The organism is Paracoccus sp. NSM (assembly GCF_052379855.1).
Lineage (GTDB): Bacteria > Pseudomonadota > Alphaproteobacteria > Rhodobacterales > Rhodobacteraceae > Paracoccus.
Genome location: NZ_JBQTCG010000003.1, coordinates 206,385 through 221,731, shown reverse-complemented (window position 1 = coordinate 221,731; position 15,347 = coordinate 206,385). Strand labels below are relative to the sequence as shown.

The 15,347-nt window shown below is 67.6% G+C and carries 20 protein-coding genes and 1 tRNA gene; 10 read left to right on the top strand and 11 right to left on the bottom strand.

Annotated features, from left to right (window positions below; all coding sequences use genetic code 11):
- The first annotated feature begins 8 nt into the window (after positions 1-8).
- Positions 9-308, top strand: coding sequence for a hypothetical protein (locus ACTZWU_RS07060; RefSeq protein WP_444736654.1), 300 nt, complete (start codon positions 9-11; stop codon positions 306-308).
- 141 nt (positions 309-449) lie between these two features.
- On the top strand, positions 450-1,097 hold the full coding sequence (locus tag ACTZWU_RS07055) for an outer membrane protein (RefSeq protein ID WP_444736653.1): 648 nt from the start codon (positions 450-452) through the stop codon (positions 1,095-1,097).
- A 51-nt stretch (positions 1,098-1,148) separates the two neighbouring features.
- Here the strand turns inward: ACTZWU_RS07055 and ACTZWU_RS07050 are convergent, their stop codons facing one another.
- The 5 genes from ACTZWU_RS07050 to ACTZWU_RS07030 form a co-directional block, all read right to left on the bottom strand.
- On the bottom strand, positions 1,149-2,045 hold the full coding sequence (locus tag ACTZWU_RS07050) for a hypothetical protein (RefSeq protein WP_444736652.1): 897 nt from the start codon (positions 2,043-2,045) through the stop codon (positions 1,149-1,151).
- Positions 2,045-3,316, bottom strand: a complete 1,272-nt coding sequence (locus ACTZWU_RS07045) for an NDP-hexose 2,3-dehydratase family protein (RefSeq protein ID WP_444736651.1) — start codon at positions 3,314-3,316, stop codon at positions 2,045-2,047. Before ACTZWU_RS07045 ends, ACTZWU_RS07050 begins: the two co-directional genes overlap by 1 nt.
- Before the next feature lie 62 nt (positions 3,317-3,378).
- A tRNA-Arg gene (locus ACTZWU_RS07040) sits at positions 3,379-3,455 on the bottom strand.
- A gap of 66 nt (positions 3,456-3,521) precedes the next feature.
- A complete protein-coding gene (locus ACTZWU_RS07035; protein ID WP_444736650.1) occupies positions 3,522-3,854 on the bottom strand; it encodes an MliC family protein in 333 nt (110 codons plus the stop codon).
- A 5-nt stretch (positions 3,855-3,859) separates the two neighbouring features.
- Positions 3,860-4,360, bottom strand: a complete 501-nt coding sequence (locus tag ACTZWU_RS07030) for a GNAT family N-acetyltransferase (RefSeq protein ID WP_444736649.1) — start codon at positions 4,358-4,360, stop codon at positions 3,860-3,862.
- A gap of 154 nt (positions 4,361-4,514) precedes the next feature.
- Here ACTZWU_RS07030 and ACTZWU_RS07025 point away from each other — a divergent pair, with 154 nt between their 5' ends.
- From ACTZWU_RS07025 to ACTZWU_RS07015, 3 genes are read left to right on the top strand one after another with little or no spacing between them, the layout of a single operon-like run.
- Positions 4,515-5,213: a type 1 glutamine amidotransferase gene (locus ACTZWU_RS07025; RefSeq protein ID WP_444736648.1), complete on the top strand. Its 699-nt coding sequence runs from the start codon at positions 4,515-4,517 to the stop codon at positions 5,211-5,213.
- A complete protein-coding gene (locus ACTZWU_RS07020; protein WP_444736647.1) occupies positions 5,210-6,565 on the top strand; it encodes a glutamine synthetase family protein in 1,356 nt (451 codons plus the stop codon). Before ACTZWU_RS07025 ends, ACTZWU_RS07020 begins: the two co-directional genes overlap by 4 nt.
- Positions 6,562-7,869, top strand: coding sequence for an NAD(P)/FAD-dependent oxidoreductase (locus ACTZWU_RS07015; protein ID WP_444736646.1), 1,308 nt, complete (start codon positions 6,562-6,564; stop codon positions 7,867-7,869). Before ACTZWU_RS07020 ends, ACTZWU_RS07015 begins: the two co-directional genes overlap by 4 nt.
- On the opposite strand, the gene ACTZWU_RS07010 is transcribed toward ACTZWU_RS07015, so the two are convergent.
- From ACTZWU_RS07010 to cobD, 5 genes are all read right to left on the bottom strand, one after another.
- Entirely contained in the window at positions 7,866-8,327 is a 462-nt protein-coding gene (locus ACTZWU_RS07010) for a tellurite resistance TerB family protein (RefSeq protein WP_444736645.1), read from the bottom strand. The genes ACTZWU_RS07015 and ACTZWU_RS07010 overlap by 4 nt on opposite strands.
- 4 nt (positions 8,328-8,331) lie before the next feature.
- Positions 8,332-8,637: a DUF1330 domain-containing protein gene (locus ACTZWU_RS07005; protein ID WP_444736644.1), complete on the bottom strand. Its 306-nt coding sequence runs from the start codon at positions 8,635-8,637 to the stop codon at positions 8,332-8,334.
- Between the two features lie 91 nt (positions 8,638-8,728).
- Complete coding sequence (gene ppk2 / locus ACTZWU_RS07000) at positions 8,729-9,634, bottom strand: polyphosphate kinase 2 (protein ID WP_444736643.1); 906 nt, start codon at positions 9,632-9,634, stop codon at positions 8,729-8,731.
- 57 nt (positions 9,635-9,691) lie between these two features.
- Positions 9,692-10,180, bottom strand: a complete 489-nt coding sequence (locus ACTZWU_RS06995; protein WP_444736642.1) for a hypothetical protein — start codon at positions 10,178-10,180, stop codon at positions 9,692-9,694.
- Between the two features lie 31 nt (positions 10,181-10,211).
- Entirely contained in the window at positions 10,212-11,174 is a 963-nt protein-coding gene (cobD, locus tag ACTZWU_RS06990) for a threonine-phosphate decarboxylase CobD (protein ID WP_444736641.1), read from the bottom strand.
- A 216-nt stretch (positions 11,175-11,390) separates the two neighbouring features.
- On the opposite strand from cobD, the gene ACTZWU_RS06985 reads away from it, so the two are divergent.
- The 5 genes from ACTZWU_RS06985 (at position 11,391) to ACTZWU_RS06965 (ending at position 14,290) form a co-directional block, all read left to right on the top strand.
- Positions 11,391-11,894, top strand: coding sequence for a YbjN domain-containing protein (locus tag ACTZWU_RS06985; protein WP_444736640.1), 504 nt, complete (start codon positions 11,391-11,393; stop codon positions 11,892-11,894).
- A gap of 36 nt (positions 11,895-11,930) precedes the next feature.
- Complete coding sequence (gene proC, locus ACTZWU_RS06980) at positions 11,931-12,746, top strand: pyrroline-5-carboxylate reductase (protein WP_444736639.1); 816 nt, start codon at positions 11,931-11,933, stop codon at positions 12,744-12,746.
- A complete protein-coding gene (locus ACTZWU_RS06975; protein WP_444736638.1) occupies positions 12,743-13,075 on the top strand; it encodes a tRNA-binding protein in 333 nt (110 codons plus the stop codon). The genes proC and ACTZWU_RS06975 overlap by 4 nt, the downstream gene beginning before the upstream one ends.
- Positions 13,072-14,028 (top strand): 2-hydroxyacid dehydrogenase, encoded by a 957-nt coding sequence (locus ACTZWU_RS06970; RefSeq protein ID WP_444736637.1) that lies wholly within the window; start codon positions 13,072-13,074, stop codon positions 14,026-14,028. Before ACTZWU_RS06975 ends, ACTZWU_RS06970 begins: the two co-directional genes overlap by 4 nt.
- Positions 14,029-14,092: 64 nt before the next feature.
- Positions 14,093-14,290 (top strand): CsbD family protein, encoded by a 198-nt coding sequence (locus tag ACTZWU_RS06965; protein WP_444736636.1) that lies wholly within the window; start codon positions 14,093-14,095, stop codon positions 14,288-14,290.
- A gap of 48 nt (positions 14,291-14,338) precedes the next feature.
- On the opposite strand, the gene ACTZWU_RS06960 is transcribed toward ACTZWU_RS06965, so the two are convergent.
- On the bottom strand, positions 14,339-15,346 hold the full coding sequence (locus ACTZWU_RS06960; protein ID WP_444736635.1) for a sn-glycerol-3-phosphate import ATP-binding protein UgpC: 1,008 nt from the start codon (positions 15,344-15,346) through the stop codon (positions 14,339-14,341).
- Between the last annotated feature and the right edge of the window lies 1 nt (position 15,347).

Sequence of the window (15,347 nt, the reverse complement as noted above, 5' to 3'; positions counted from 1 at the left end):
GGAAAACCATGCTCTGCACCAGATGCGGCGAGGAAGCCGATCTCGAGACAATCACCTGCGGTGGCTGTGGCGCGCAGTTTCGGCGCAACCCCCTTGGCATCGCATTTGGCATTGCGCTGCTCGTCGCGGGTTTGCGCGGCGGGCAGGCAACCTGGCTGGCGGCGGCGCTGGTCCTGTCCGCATTGGCGGTCCTGGCCCATGCCGTGCCGCGGCGCTGGTATCCCTTTGCGCGATCCGCCCGAATTCGCGCCGAACTGGCCGTTCTGCGCACCGACCGGACCAGCCCGGCGCGGCGGCGATCACGCTGATGTGATCGCCACACGCCGTTCCGCGTGAAGTGAAGCACGCTCGGGCCTCGTAACTCTTCGAGGGACAAACCGGCCGCGCTGTAGGCAGCCGGATTTCCCGCGAAACCAGTCAATTATCCGTTTTCCAAACTGGAGATCTTCATGCGCCTGACCCAGACTTTCGCTGCCTCGGCGGCCCTCGCTCTTTCCACCTTTGCCGCTCATGCGGGGGGCTTCGTTCCGGGCATGGTCGATTCGCCCGTCGTCGTCACGGCCGCCTCGGACGGTATGGCGGCCGGCGACTGGACCGGGGCCTATGGCGGCCTGTCCTTCGGCGGCTCGGACATCACGGCGACGGTCAAGCCCGCAGGCGATCTGGAACTGCCCGGCGATGGCGAGTCGGTCGGCTTCTTCGCCGGCTACAACCACCAGATCGGCAATGTCGTCCTTGGCGCCGAGTTTGATTTCGACACGACAGATTATGTCGTGGGGCGTGACATTCTGGGCAGCGCGGATGCGGTGAAGGTAAACACGACCGCGCGGCTCAAGGGCCGGGTCGGCACGCCCATCGGCGACGGTCTGGTTTATGGCGTGGCGGGCGTGGTCGGGGCCTCGACCAATTCGGTCGTCGGCGCGCTGAACAATTTCGCGGTCAAGGATGGCGTGGGCTATCTGATCGGCGCGGGCTACGATCATCGCGTCTCGAACAACCTGCTGGTCGGGGGCGAGGTGCTTTACCACGAGTTCGACGACGACGTGCTGAATGTCGAGGTCACGACCTTCCGCCTGCGCGTCGGCTATCGCTTCTGATCCGACCCTTCCCGGCGCGGGCCGACCGCGCCGGGACATGCCTTTGGCCCGTCATTCCCCATCAAGCCGCGTGGACCAGTGCGTCATGGCGATCTGAGGCGGAATGCCGCGCGCGACGGTGCGGATCGGCGCGAAGCGGCGCAGCGTGCCCTCGGCCAGTTCCGCGATCAGCGCGTCATGGTCGGCCCGCATCGCCCCCAGCACCCAGTCGCGGATCGCGCTGTTCACTGCCATCGCGAAGGTCTTGCGTTGCGGCCTGCCGTTCAGCGCGTAATGCTGGTCGTCCGACAGAAAGACCGACGACCGCGACCCGGCGCCCAGGTGGAAGAACGCGTCGTCGTAAAGCCCGCCGATGATCGGGTGCGGGTTCCAGCGGTTCGTCCGTTCCAGCCGCAGAAAGTCCCGCCCCTCGCGCGCAAGCTGTTCCAGGATGCCGCTGCCCGTCTCGCCGGGGCGGCGGCTGGGCGAGGCCTCGTCCCGGCTGGCGAAGGACGAGATCCCCTCGCGCCAGAAGCCGCGCGGCATCATCAGGAAGGCGGCAAAGGGGAAATTGTCGGTCAGTTCGGTTCTGACGATGGCGGCGACCGGGACTTGCTGCGACAGCATCGCGCTGTAGGTCCGGTCCCAGCCCGCGCTGACCGGCCATGAATCCATGTCGAAGGTCGCGACGTGATCGCAGCCGTCGCGGAAGGCATGCGACACGAGATGGTCCAGAAAGAAGCTGTGCTCATGCGCGATCCGCATGCCCTTGGTGGCGGGCTCGGGGACCGGCAGGAAGGTTACGTCCAGCCCCTGCAGGACCGCCAGATGGGCGTCGGTGGCGCGGGGGGCGTAGCCGTAGATGCGATAGGGGCCGGTCGTCGTCCGCCTGATCTGTTCGACCACCGAACGGGCCAGGAATTCGCCCCATTCGTCCGCCAGCAGAAAGACGATGCAGATGCCCAGCATCAGCCATCCCTCAGCGCCAGAAGCTGCGAGGCAAGCCCACGCATCTGGATCGTGCAGACATTCGAAGTGCGCAGCAGCAGCTTCAGTTCGGCCAGGTTCAGCCAGTGGAAGCCCTGGTCGGACGGCAGATCGGCATCCGGTGCGGTGAAGATCTCGTATCGGCTGACATCGCGGAAGAAGCGCCCGCCCTCGTCGGATTCGACGGTCCCGATCAGCGTCCGGCCCTGCGGCACGGCCCCCCGCCGGGCGCCCGGATAGTGCAGGAAGGTCGGCGCCACGCCCGAGCCCGAGGCAAGGCCCGCCTCGTGCGCGACCTGGACCAGAACCTCGACGCCCTCGTCATTATGGCGCAGGGCGAGGCCGCAATACCCCTCGCCATGGCTGTTCACCAACGGTTGGCTCCAGCTGCCGACCTCGCGCAGGGCGGCCTGCACCTTGTAGAATTCGACCGAGAAACCCTGCGCGGGCTCGATTTCGTGCAGGCCGGTCCCATCCAGCCGCCAATTCGCCAGACGGTCCAGCGCGACAGGGTCATAGGCCGCCGTCGCCGTGGCAAGATCGGCGTGCAGCCGCCCTAGCCTGTCGGGGCGGACCGGGCGCGACAGGCTGCGCGCGACCGAGGCCGACGCAGGTTCCAGCCCCCGACCGGGCTGCGCGGACCAGTCGGACAGCGCCAGCAGCCCCCGCAGGTCTATGTTCAGGAAGGTGCTGCACGCGATCGCGTCCCGGATCGCATCGGCCGAGGCCCAGACGAAACCCGGCTTGGCCTCCATCGGGCCGTGATATTCGGCAAGGATCAGCCGCTTGCTTTTCATCAGGTAACGCAGGCCCAGATCCGATTGCGTCGTGTCGCCGGTGATTGTGACGCGCGGGTCATGGGTGATGAACGCATCCGCATAGGGCGAACCCGCCCCGCCATGCATCCGCATGTAGTTGGCCGGGGTGGACTGGATCGTGGGGCCAAACTGCACCTCGTCCACGCAGCCCGGCTCGGCGCGGGCCTGGATCAGGAAATGCCGCCGCCCTTCGTGGACGCAGTGCAGAAGGCCCGTGATCGCGGCCTGCGGTTGATAAAGCAGCACCCGCTCGGCGCGCGGCCCGGTCCGGGACCGGACGCCCACGACGGCAAAGAATCCCCGCGACGCATGTTGCAGCGCGCCGTCATGCAGGCCCCAGTCGGCGGCGCTGTCCATGGTGACCTTCTCAACCCTGAAGTTCTTGCTGCTGACCTCGCGGACGGCCTGCAGATCGGCAAGGGTGTTTGCGATCATGGGTAATGGTCTCCTGACGGTGCGGCGATGGCGGCTGCACAAGTGGAGTTGCAAGGCGAAACTGGCGCCCCCGGCAGGACTCGAACCTGCAGCCGTCGGTTTAGAAGACCGGTGCTCTATCCAATTGAGCTACGGAGGCTTCGCCGATTGCTTCCTTAGCGCCCGCCGCCCCCAAAGTCCAAGCCCAATGGCATGCAGCGGCGCATCAGCCGGGCAGGGCGCGGCATTCGGACAGCAGCACGGTTTCCGAACCCTCGGCTCCGTGGGACAGGGTGGCGCTGTCGCCCTTGCCCCAGATCTCGTATCCGGCTGCGTCCTCGCGATAACGCGCGCCCGAGGCCGAGCGGGCGATTCGCAGGACGCGCAGCCCGCCTTCGATCCAGGCGATGGCCCGCGCGTGGTCATCCGGGCCGTTCACATAGATGACGGGCAGCGTCACGCCGCGTTCGCATTCATAGGTGACGGGCAGAAATTCGGGGGTCTCGGCCAAGGCGGCCGGGGGCAGCAGCAGGAACAGGGCGGCAAGGGTAGGGCGCATCGGTGTCAATCCAGCGACAGGGTCATGAAGGTCGAATTCGGGTCGGGCCGGTAATCGCCGAAGGGCGGGCATTCGGCAAAGCCCTCGCTTGCGTAAAGCCTGCGGGCGGCGGCAAAGCTGGGCTGCGCGCCGGTTTCCAGCGACAGCCGCGAGAATCCTCTCTGGCGGGCGATGGCGATCATGTGGCGCAGCAGCAGCCGCGACAGGCCGCGGCCGCGCGTCTCGGCCAGGACATGCATCGACTTGATCTCGGCCAGACCGCCGCCCAGATCCTTGAGCGCGCCCATCGCCTGGGGCTGGTCGCCCTCTCGCAGCACGAAAAACGCGATCTGAGGCGAGACCAGCGCCTCACGCGGCATCATGTGGATCGATTCGGGCGGCGTGTCGGCATGCATCGCCTGGTGGTGGCGCTGAAACAGCAGGTCCAGCGCGGCCCCGGTTGGCGGTTCGGGGCTGATCGTCACGCCCTGCGGCATGGGGGGCAGGGCGGGTTCGGGATGGGTCATGACAGGCCTGTCGGTTGCTGACGCGGCCAGCCTAGTCCCTCGGCGCGACCGGGGCCAGCCCGTCGAAACCCGTCGTCAAAGCACGGGCCAGCCCCTTGCGGCCCCCCGCCCCGCATGGCTACCTTGAGGCCATACCGCAACAGCAGGAACATTCATGCGTATCGGCATCCTCCAATGCGGCCAGTCGCCCGCGCCGCTCAAGGACAGTCTGGGCGATTACCCCGACATGTTCGTCCAGCTTCTGGCGGGGCGCGGCTTCGACTTCACGACCTGGCATGTCGAGGCCATGGACTTTCCCGCCGGCCCCGATGACGCGGATGGCTGGCTGCTGACCGGATCGCGGCACGGCGCCTACGAGGATCACGCCTTCATCCCGCCGCTGGAGGATTTCATCCGCCGCGCCTATGGGGCGGGGGTGCCGCTGGTCGGCATCTGCTTCGGCCATCAGATCATCGCCCAGGCCCTGGGCGGGCGCGTGATGAAATATCCGGGCGGCTGGGCGGTCGGCACGCAGGATTACGATTTCGACGGCGAGACGGTCACACTGAACGCCTGGCATCAGGATCAGGTCGTCGATCTGCCGCCCGGCGCCCGCGTCGTCGCGCGCAATGCCCATTGCGAGGCCGCGGCGCTGGCCTATGACGACCGCGCCTTTACCGTGCAGGCGCATCCCGAATTCTCGGATGCGTTCATCCGCGGGCTGATGGAGACGCGCGCCAAGGGCGTCGTGCCCGACGACCTGCTGCAACAGGCCGAAGGCCTCATGGGCAGGCCCAAGGATTCGCACATAATGGCCGACCGGATCGAGGCGTTCTTCAAGGCGCCCCGCGCCCTGCAGGAGGGCGCAGCATGAGCGACTGGACCCAGAAGGCCCCGCAGGCCGCCCGCGACTTCATGGCGGGCCGCAGGCTCGACGAGGTCGAATGCATCGTCGCCGACATCGCGGGCGTTGCGCGCGGCAAGGCGATGCCCGCCTCGAAATTCGCGCGGCAGGAACGGTTCTACCTGCCCAACTCGATCTTTCTGCAGACGATCACCGGGGGCTGGGCCGACAACCCTTCGGGCGCCTTCACCGAACCCGACATGATCCTGACGCCGGATTACTCGACCGCCACGGCCGCGCCCTGGACCGCTGACTGGACGGTGCAGGTCATCCATGACGTGATGGACCAGCAGGGCAATCCGGTGCCCATCGCGCCGCGCAACGTGCTGAAACGCGTGATGAAGCTCTACGAGGATCGCGGCTGGAAACCCGTCGTCGCCCCCGAGATGGAGTTCTTCCTGGTCGCCCGCAACATCGACCCGAACCAGCCTATCATTCCGCCGATGGGCCGCACGGGCCGTCGCGCGGCGGCGCGGCAGGCCTATTCCATGTCGGCGGTGGACGAATACGGCAAGGTCATCGACGACATCTACGATTTCGCCGAGGCGCAGGGATTCGAGATCGACGGCATCCTGCAAGAGGGTGGCGCCGGTCAGGTCGAGATCAACCTGAACCACGGCGATCCGGTCGCGCTGGCCGACGAGATCTTCTATTTCAAGCGCCTCATCCGAGAGGCCGCTCTGCGCCACGATTGCTTTGCCACCTTCATGGCCAAGCCGATCGAGGACGAGCCGGGCAGCGCCATGCATATCCACCACTCGGTCGTGGACATGGCGACGGGCAGGAACCTGTTCTCGGACGAGCAGGGCCGCGAAACGCCCGCCTTCCTGCATTTCATCGCCGGGATGCAGCGCCACCTGCCCGCCGTGATCGCGCTCTTGGCGCCCTATGTGAACAGCTATCGCCGCTATGTCCCCGACTTCGCGGCGCCGATTAACCTGGAATGGGGCCGCGACAACCGCACCACGGGCCTGCGCGTGCCGATTTCCGGCCCCGAGGCGCGGCGTCTGGAAAACCGGCTGGCGGGGATGGATTGCAACCCCTATCTGGGCATCGCGGCCAGCCTGGCCTGCGGCTATCTGGGCCTGATCGAGGCCGAGAACCCGCGCGCCGAATGTCTGGGCGACGCCTATATGTCCGAGGACGAGCTGCCCTATAACCTGGGCGACGCGCTGGACCTTCTGTCGGAAAGCGAGCGCGTGCGCGAGGTTCTGGGCGCCGATTTCTGCGCCGTCTACGAGGCCGTCAAACGGCTGGAATACAAGGAATTCCTGCAGGTCATCAGCCCGTGGGAACGCGAGCATCTGCTGCTGAACGTATGAACCTGCTGCATCTGAACGACCGTCCCGGCGCCTATCCACCCAGCCTCTATGCCGCCGAGGCGGCGGCGGATGCGCGGCCTTCGCTGAAGGGCGAGGTCCGCGCCGATGTCGCGGTGATCGGGGCGGGCTATACCGGCCTGTCGGCGGCGCTGCATCTGGCGCGGCGCGGCTACCGGGTGGTCGTGCTCGAGGCGCAGCGGGTGGGCTTTGGCGCGTCGGGTCGCAATGGCGGGCAGATCGGCAGCGGCCAGCGGCAAGAGGTTGACTGGCTGGAATCGCGGCTGGGTCCGCAGATGGCGCGCCGCCTGTGGGATCTGGCCGAGGAGGCCAAGGCCCTGACCCGCCAGATCGCCTCCGAGGCGGGCGTTCCGGTCCGCGATGGAATCGCCCATGCCTGCCGCAGTCAGGCCGAGATCGACCATGCCCACCAGATGGCCGAGCATCTGGCCGCCCGCTACGATTATCCCCATGTCGAGGCGCTGGATCGCGACGCGCTGGCCCATGCGCTTGGCAGCGCCGTCTATGCGGGCGGCGATCTGGACCGGGGCGCGGGCCATGTGCAGCCCCTGGCGCTGGTGCTGGGCCTGGCCCGGCTGGCCGAGGCGGCGGGCGCGGTCATCCATGAACGCTCCGAGGTCACGCGGATCGACCACGCCACCCGCGCAGGCGAGGCCAGCCGGATCGCCACCGCCCAAGGCGCGCTGCGCGCGGATCATGTGATCCTGGCCTGCAACGGCTATCTGGGCGGCCTTGATCGCGGCATCGCGGCGCGCGTCATGCCGATCAACAATTACATCGTCGCGACCCGCCCCCTTGGCGATGATTTCCCCGAGATCCTGCCCGAGCGGATCGCCGTGGCCGACACGAAATTCGTAGTCAATTACTGGCGGCTGGACGAACAGCGGCGGCTGGTCTTTGGCGGCGGCGAGACGGTGACCTACCGCTTTCCCGCCGATATCGCCGCCGTCGTGCGCCCGCATCTGCTGGCGGTCTATCCGCAGCTTGACGGGGTCGAGCTGACCCATGCCTGGGGCGGCACGCTGGCGATCACCATGAACCGGATGCCGTGCTTCGCCCGGCCCGCGCCGAATTGCCTGTCGGCCAGCGGTTTTTCCGGTCACGGCGTCGCGCTGGCGCATCTGGCCGGCCGCCTGATGGCCGAGGCCGTGGCGGGGCAGGCCGAACGCTTCGACGTGATGGCCTCGGTGCCGGGGCGGCCCTTTCCGGGCGGCGCGATGCTGCGCCAGCCGCTGCTGGTCGCGGGCATGGCCTGGTATGGGCTGCGCGACCGGCTGGGGTTCTAGGTCCGGGGCAGGCCCATCCGGCCCAGCACCTGATGCCGGATCTGGCCGTTCTCGCGGTCGGTCACGCCCAGAAGCCCGGCGACCAGACGGATCAGGCTTTCCTCGTCCGGGCCGCGCGTGTCGTCGGCATAGGCGACCTCCCACATGGCGGCCAGAACGCCCGCGCGATCCTCCAGCGCGATGCGGTCCTTGATCTGGCGGGTAAAGCGGACGGTGTCGGCGGCCTCGGCCTCGATCTCTTCGGCCTGATGGCGGCGGGCGGCGGCCTCGTCGGGGGTCAGGCCGCGGCGGCAGGCCAGAACGCGGTCGATATGCTGGCGCTCGGCCTCGTCGTAATGATCGTCGGCGCGGGCCACCCGCACCAGAAGCGCGGCGATGGCCAGTTCGGCATCCTCGCCCTGAAGGGGCGAGGCGGGCGGCGTGTCGCCCATCAGGCGGTTGAGAAGATCCCTGAACATCGCGCTACCGGCCTCCGTCAGCGTCGTAGCCTTCGACGATCAGGACATCCGCAGCCGAGACCGGGTTGCGCAGCGCCTTGGCCGCCTGATAGGCGGGGCTGGCATAGCAGGCTCGGGCGGCCTCGATGCTGGGAAACTCGATCACCACGCTGCGGGGGCGGGCCTTGCCCTCGACCACATCCTGCGGCCCGCCGCGCACCAGAAAGCGCGCGCCATATTCGGCGAAGGGTGCCGCATTGGCCGCGCGATAGGCGTCATAGGCAGCGGGGTCGTCTATCGTCACATGCGCGATCCAGTAGCCCTTGGGCATGGTTCCTCCTGACCAGCGGTCCGAACATGATCCGCTGCCGGACAACAGTGACGTCCGCGCGCGCGTTCCGCAACCGTGCGAAATGCCGCCATCAGTAGCGTTGCGGGACGTATAGCTCGCGCGGCAGGACGTCGCGTTCGTAATCGGGGTTGAACACGCGCTCGGGCAGCGAGATCGGGTCGTGCGGCACGTCCTCGTAGGGGATCTGGTCCAACAGGTGGCTCATGCAGTTCAGCCGGGCGCGCTTCTTGTCGTTGCCCGGCACGATGTACCACGGCGCCTCGGGGATGTTCGTGCGTTCGAACATCTCTTCCTTGGCCTTTGTATAGGCCTCCCACCGGACGCGGGATTGCAGGTCCATGGGCGACAGCTTCCACTGTTTCAGCGGGTCGTGGATGCGCATCAGAAAGCGCATCTGCTGTTCCTCGTCGGTGACCGAGAACCAGTATTTCACCAGCCTGATGCCCGACCGCACCAGCATGCGTTCGAATTCGGGCACGTCCTGAAAGAACTGCTCGACCTGATCCTCGGAGGCAAAGCCCATCACGCGCTCGACGCCCGCGCGGTTGTACCAGCTGCGGTCGAACAGGACGATCTCGCCGCCGGCGGGCAGGTGGGGGACGTAGCGCTGGAAATACCATTGCGTCTTTTCGCGGTCCGACGGCGCAGGCAGGGCGACGACACGCGCGACGCGGGGGTTCAGGCGCTGCGTGATGCGCTTGATCGCGCCGCCCTTTCCGGCGCTGTCGCGGCCCTCGAAGATGACGACGACCTTTTCCTTGTGGTGGCTGACCCAGTCCTGCAGCCGGATCAGTTCCGATTGCAGGCGCAGAAGCTCGGTAAAGTAGAGCTTGCGGTCCATCTGGTCGGGGTGATGGCTGCGATAGATGCGCCGGATCTCTTCCGAGAGGACGGCGTCCTCAAGCTCGATCTCGACATCCTCGTCCAGCGTTTCCTGAAGCTCGGCGGCCAGCCAATCCTTGGCGCTGTCGTCCATCCTCGTCTCCTGCGAAGGGTTTGCGGCTTGGTAAGCCCCGATGGTAACGGTTTTGCGTCAGCCCCCGTTGCCCGCGAAAAGCCGCGCGCATTCGGGCGTCATCGCCAGCACCATGCCGCCGCCGCGCGGGCTGTCCACCGTGCCGCACCATTGCCCCGCGGTCGAGAACAGGCTTTTCGTCCCCTGCGCCGGGCGATAGGCGACGCGCCGCCCGTTCACGTCAAAGAGGTTCAGCACGCCCCCCGCATTCGGCGCGTAATAGCCCAGAACATCGCCATGCGCGGTAAAGATCAGCCTGTTCTCGTTCGCCGGGTTCGAGGGCCGGTTCTGCCAGACCGACCCGCCATTCGCCGTGTTCGCGCCCGAATTCCACGAGGCATGGGGCGCGTTGCCGGGCCGGGTCGGGCTGTTGGCCGGATGGCCCGGCCCCAGTTCAAAGGGCAACTGCCCCCGATCAAGGATGATCAGCGCCGCATCCGCTGCAGCCTTCTGCGGCGAAAATGTCACGGCAAGGGCGGCAAGGATGCACAAGAGAGGCGCGGTCATGGCGCCATCCTGCCTGCTGGCGCGGGCTTTGTCAGCCGCGCAATGCATCCGCCACGCGGTCGCGTTCCTCGCGCGTGCCGGGAACGCCCAGACGCAGCCAGCGATCCGACCAGGGGAACCGCCGCGACCAGATCCGGGCGCGGGCCAGCCGGTCCTGCGCGGCCCTTGCGTCGGGCGTAGCATACAGCCGGAAGAGATGCGTTCCGCCGACGCAATCCCAGCTCGCGCGGGCGGCCTGAATGTCCAGCCACAGACCGGCCTCGCTGTGATAGACGATGGTCTCGTCAGCAAAGGCACGGTCGGCCATCGCCAAGGCCCCGATCTCAAGCGCGGGGCCGCTGACTGCCCAGGGGCCCGCGATCTCGCGCAATGCGGCCAGCGTTTCGGGGCGCGCCAGCGCAAAGCCCAGACGCAGCCCGGCCAGACCCCAGAACTTGCCGAAGCTGCGCAGGATCACCGCGTTGTCGGGAATCGCGCGGGCCAGCGACAGGTCGGGGCGCGGATCGGCGAAGCTCTCATCCACGACCAGACGCCCGACATCGGAGGCCAGCCGGGCCAGCGCCACGGGCGGCCATTCGCGGCCATCGGGGTTGTTCGGGTTCACCACGACGGCCAGATCCGCGCCCGCCATCCGCTGCGGATCTTCCACGCGCGTGACCTGCCATCCCGCCGCTGCAAGGCTGGCGCCGTGTTCGTTGTAGCTGGGCCACAGAACCGCCGCCCGACCGGGCCGGTCGAGGCGCGGCAGGGCCTGAATGGCGGCCGTCGCCCCCGCCAAGGGCAGCACGTGATCGGGGGGGCAGCCGAACCAGGACGCGGCCTTTCGAATCAGCCGCGATTCGGCCTCGGCCCCCGGCAGGGCGGTCCAGCTTTGCGCGGTCAGAGGCGGCACCGGCCAGGGATTGCGGTTGATTCCTGTGGACAAGTCGATCCAGTCATCGCCCCCGAACCGGGCCCGCGCCGCGTCCAGATCGCCCCCGTGATCCCGCTTCATCCCTGCGATCCTGCCCTTGGCCCGCTTTATGCACAGACCCTGCTGCTAGGACGCAATCTGTCCACAGGCAATGCGTTAACGAAATTTTACTTTACACCCCTGGGAAAGCCGCACACGATATATGGTAAGAACATTCCGGCGACCCTGCCGCATCTAGCGCGGGCGCCATAGGGTTAGCGGCGGCAGAACCGCATCCGGGCGAAGGACGAGGCAGGCATGGCACAGACCGACCACTACATCGCCAGCGACGAAATCCACCCCATCGACATTGTCGAGGCCGTCGCCACCCATCACGACTGGGATTTCGACCGCGTGGCCGACGACCAGATCGCCATGGTGGTCGAGGGGCAGTGGCGCAGCTATTCCCTGACGCTGGCCTGGTCGCCGCGCGAAGAGGTGCTGCGCCTGATCTGCACCTTTGACATGGACCCGCCCTCGGACCGGATGGCCGAATTGTACGAGACGCTGAACCTGGCCAATGATCAGGTCTGGGATGGCGGCTTCACCTTCTGGGCGCAGCAGCGGCTGATGGTCTGGCGCTACGGGCTGGTTCTGGCGGGTGATGCCATCGCCTCGGCCGAGCAGATCGACCAGATGATCGGCAATGCTCTGACCGCCTGCGAACGCTTCTACCCCTCGTTCCAGCTGGTCGCCTGGGGCAACAGCCGCCCCGCCGCCGCGCTGGACATCGCCTTGGGCGAGACCTACGGTCGCGCCTGACGGGGGCCTTGCCCCCAAGCTGATGCGGGGGAAAAGATGAGCGATTTCGACGACATCAACCGGCGCGGACTGGTCTTGGTCGGGTGCGGCCGGATGGGCGGCGCGATGCTGAAAGGCTGGCTGGCGCGCGGCCTGGAACCCGGCGCGGTCACGGTGATCGACCCGAGGCTTGCCCCCGAATGGCAGGACAAGGGCCTCCGCGTGAACGCGGCCTTGCCCGACGATCCGGCGGTTCTGGTCCTGGCGGTCAAGCCGCAGATGATGGCTGATGCGCTTGGCCAGATGCCGCGCCTTGCGGATACGCTGGTCGTCTCGGTCGCAGCCGGCACCACGATCGCGGCGTTTGAGGCGGCCTTTCCGGGCGCGCCCATCGTGCGGGTGATGCCCAACACGCCCGCGGCGATCGGGCAGGGGATCTCGGCCATGATCGGCAATGCGCGCGCGGGTGACAGTGATTTGGCGCTGGCCGAATTGCTGATGTCCGCCGTGGGCCGCGTCGTCCGGCTGGAATCCGAGGATCAGATGGACGCCGTCACCGCCCTGTCGGGCAGCGGCCCGGCCTATGTGTTCCACATGATCGAGGCGATGGCCGCCGCCGGCGAGGCGCAGGGCCTTGCGCCCGCGCTGGCGCTGGATCTGGCGCGGGCCACCGTCGCCGGGGCGGGCGCGCTGGCCGTGCACGAGGACGAGGACCCCGCGCGGCTGCGCGAGAACGTCACCTCGCCCGGCGGGACGACGGCGGCGGGGCTGCGCGAGCTGATGGACGCCGAACGCGGCCTGCCGCCCCTGATGGCGCGCACCATCGCCGCCGCGACCGAACGCGGCCGCCAGCTTGGCCGGGGACAGGCATGACGATCAGCTTCGACGATTTCCTCAAGGTCGATATCCGCGTCGCCACGATCACCCGCGCCGAACCTTTCCCCGAGGCGCGCAAGCCTGCCATCAAGCTGTGGCTGGATCTGGGCGAGCTGGGCGAACGGAAATCCTCGGCCCAGATCACGCGGCATTACGCGCTCGAAACGCTGATCGGTAAGCAGGTCCTGTGCGTGGTGAACTTTCCGCCGCGCCAGATCGGCCCCGTCCGGTCCGAGGTGCTGGTGCTGGGCGTGCCCGATCCCGATGGCGAGGTCGTGCTGATCCGCCCCGATCTGGACGTGCCGAATGGCGGGAGGCTCTATTGAAGCTGCTGGTGACGCGCCCGATGACCGAACGCGCGACGGCGGCGATCGCGGCGCGCTTCGACGCGACCTTTCGCGGCAATGATCCGCTGACGGAAGCCGAAGCCGCGCAGGCGATGCGCGACTACGACGCGATCATTCCGACGCTTGGCGATGCCTTTAACGCGGCAGCGTTCGACGGGCCGCTGCGCTGCCGGATGCTGGCCAATTTCGGCGCGGGCTACAACCATATCGACATCGCGGCCGCCCACGCGGCGGGCGTGACCGTCACCAACACGCCCGATGTCGTGACCGATGCCACCGCCGATCTGGCGATGACGCTGATCCTGATGACGCTGCGCCGCGCGTCCGAGGGCGAACGCATCCTGCGCGCAGGGGCGTGGCAGGGCTGGAATCCGACGCAGCTTCTGGGCCGTGACGTGACGGGGCGGCGCGTCGGGATCATCGGCATGGGTCGGATCGGCAAGGCCATCGCGCGGCGCTGCCATCTGGGCTTCGGGATGGAGGTGATGTTCTTCAACCGCTCGGCCGTGTCGTCGCTGGACGTGCCCGCGCAGCGTATCCGCGACCTGCATGACCTGCTGCGCGCCAGCGACGTGGCGGTGATCGCCGTGCCGGGCGGGGCGGGGACGCGGGGCATGATCGGGGCGGCGGAACTGTCAGCACTTGGGCCCAACTCGGTCCTGATCAACATTGCGCGGGGCGATGTGGTGGATGAACCAGCGCTGATCGCCGCGCTGGAAACTGGCACCATCGCGGGAGCGGGCCTTGACGTCTATGCCGCTGAGCCGCATGTGCCGCCCGCGCTGATCGCCGCGCCCAATGCCACGCTGCTGCCGCATCTGGGCACCGCCACGGATGAGGTCAGGACCGATATGGCCCTGCGCGCACTGGAGAACCTGATCGCCCATGTCGAGGACCGCCCGCTGCGCGACGCGGTCCTGCCGCCGCGCTAGGGGAACCTGCGCGGCCTGCTTGTCGTTGTTCCCGCATACCACGCAGTAATTGCAGGAGACCGACATGAACTGGGATATCATCCAAGGCAAATGGAAGCAGCTCAAGGGCTCGGCCAAGGAAAAATGGGGCGATCTGACCGATGACGATCTGGACCAGATCGACGGCAACAAGGACCGGCTGGCCGGCAAGCTGCAAGAGAAATACGGCTGGACCAAGGACGAGGCCGAGAAGCACATCGACGACCATTTCCGCGATCGCTGATCGCCGGACATGACGGGAAGGGCGCCCAATGGGCGCCCTTTTTGCTTGTCAGTTGATGCGCTTGCCGGTTTCCCGGTCGAAGAGGTGCAAGGCCTCGGGCCGGTAGCTCAGGCGCAGGGTCGCCGGGATCTCGCCCTCGGGCGGCAGGGCGATGGTCAGCTTTTCGCCGCCGGTCGTGCCGTGGACCAGACGCTGCGCGCCCAGTTCCTCGATGGCCAGAACCTGCATCTCGATGGGGCCGTCCGGCGCAAGGGTCAGGTCCTCGGGGCGGATGCCGACCATGCCCGCATGGGCGGTGCCCGGCAGATGCGGCACGGCGCGGCTGTCGATCAGGTTCATCGCCGGGCTGCCGATGAAGCCCGCCACGAAGGCCGAGGCCGGGCGGCGATAGACCTCTAGCGGCGTGCCGATCTGTTCGACCTTGCCGCCGTTCAGCACGACCAGCCGGTCGGCCAGCGTCATCGCCTCGAGCTGGTCATGCGTCACATAGATCGAGGTCGTGGCCAGCCGCTTCTGAAGCTGCTTGATCTCCAGCCGCATGGCCACGCGCAGTTTCGCATCGAGGTTCGACAGCGGCTCGTCAAAGAGGAACGCGGCCGGTTCGCGCACGATGGCACGGCCCATGGCGACGCGCTGGCGCTGGCCGCCCGACAGGGCGCGGGGCTTGCGGTCGAGGAAGGGGCCGATCTGCAGGATCTCGGCGGCCTCGTTCACGCGGCGATCAATCTCGGCGCGCGGGGTGCCGCGGTTCTTCAGGCCATAGGCCAGGTTCTGGCGCACCGACATATGCGGGTAAAGCGCGTAGTTCTGGAACACCATGGCGATGTCGCGTTCGGCCGGTTCCAGCTTGTTCACGACACGGTCGCCGATGCGGACCTCGCCCTCGGAGATTTCCTCGAGCCCCGCGACCATGCGCAGAAGCGTGGACTTGCCGCAGCCCGAGGGGCCGACCAGCACGATGAATTCGCCATCGGCGATGTCCAGGTTCACGTCGCCCACCGCGCGGCTGCCGCCGGCATAAAGCTTGCCCAGATTGTGAAGGGTGATGGACGCCACG

What these genes read in the sequence shown, in the direction of transcription:
- ACTZWU_RS07050 (WP_444736652.1), bottom strand. Translation starts at nt 2,045, where the DNA reads ATGCTGGGCATCTGCATCGTCTTTCTGCTGGCGGACGAATGGGGCGAA.
- cobD (WP_444736641.1), bottom strand. Translation starts at nt 11,174, where the DNA reads ATGAAGCGGGATCACGGGGGCGATCTGGACGCGGCGCGGGCCCGGTTC.
- ACTZWU_RS07060 (WP_444736654.1), top strand. Translation starts at nt 9, where the DNA reads ATGCTCTGCACCAGATGCGGCGAGGAAGCCGATCTCGAGACAATCACC.
- ACTZWU_RS07045 (WP_444736651.1), bottom strand. Translation starts at nt 3,316, where the DNA reads ATGATCGCAAACACCCTTGCCGATCTGCAGGCCGTCCGCGAGGTCAGC.
- ACTZWU_RS07055 (WP_444736653.1), top strand. Translation starts at nt 450, where the DNA reads ATGCGCCTGACCCAGACTTTCGCTGCCTCGGCGGCCCTCGCTCTTTCC.
- proC (WP_444736639.1), top strand. Translation starts at nt 11,931, where the DNA reads ATGAGCGATTTCGACGACATCAACCGGCGCGGACTGGTCTTGGTCGGG.
- ACTZWU_RS07020 (WP_444736647.1), top strand. Translation starts at nt 5,210, where the DNA reads ATGAGCGACTGGACCCAGAAGGCCCCGCAGGCCGCCCGCGACTTCATG.
- ACTZWU_RS06995 (WP_444736642.1), bottom strand. Translation starts at nt 10,180, where the DNA reads ATGACCGCGCCTCTCTTGTGCATCCTTGCCGCCCTTGCCGTGACATTT.
- ACTZWU_RS06975 (WP_444736638.1), top strand. Translation starts at nt 12,743, where the DNA reads ATGACGATCAGCTTCGACGATTTCCTCAAGGTCGATATCCGCGTCGCC.
- ACTZWU_RS07005 (WP_444736644.1), bottom strand. Translation starts at nt 8,637, where the DNA reads ATGCCCAAGGGCTACTGGATCGCGCATGTGACGATAGACGACCCCGCT.
- ACTZWU_RS06965 (WP_444736636.1), top strand. Translation starts at nt 14,093, where the DNA reads ATGAACTGGGATATCATCCAAGGCAAATGGAAGCAGCTCAAGGGCTCG.
- ACTZWU_RS07025 (WP_444736648.1), top strand. Translation starts at nt 4,515, where the DNA reads ATGCGTATCGGCATCCTCCAATGCGGCCAGTCGCCCGCGCCGCTCAAG.
- ACTZWU_RS07015 (WP_444736646.1), top strand. Translation starts at nt 6,562, where the DNA reads ATGAACCTGCTGCATCTGAACGACCGTCCCGGCGCCTATCCACCCAGC.
- ACTZWU_RS06985 (WP_444736640.1), top strand. Translation starts at nt 11,391, where the DNA reads ATGGCACAGACCGACCACTACATCGCCAGCGACGAAATCCACCCCATC.
- ppk2 (WP_444736643.1), bottom strand. Translation starts at nt 9,634, where the DNA reads ATGGACGACAGCGCCAAGGATTGGCTGGCCGCCGAGCTTCAGGAAACG.
- ACTZWU_RS07010 (WP_444736645.1), bottom strand. Translation starts at nt 8,327, where the DNA reads ATGTTCAGGGATCTTCTCAACCGCCTGATGGGCGACACGCCGCCCGCC.
- ACTZWU_RS07030 (WP_444736649.1), bottom strand. Translation starts at nt 4,360, where the DNA reads ATGACCCATCCCGAACCCGCCCTGCCCCCCATGCCGCAGGGCGTGACG.
- ACTZWU_RS07035 (WP_444736650.1), bottom strand. Translation starts at nt 3,854, where the DNA reads ATGCGCCCTACCCTTGCCGCCCTGTTCCTGCTGCTGCCCCCGGCCGCC.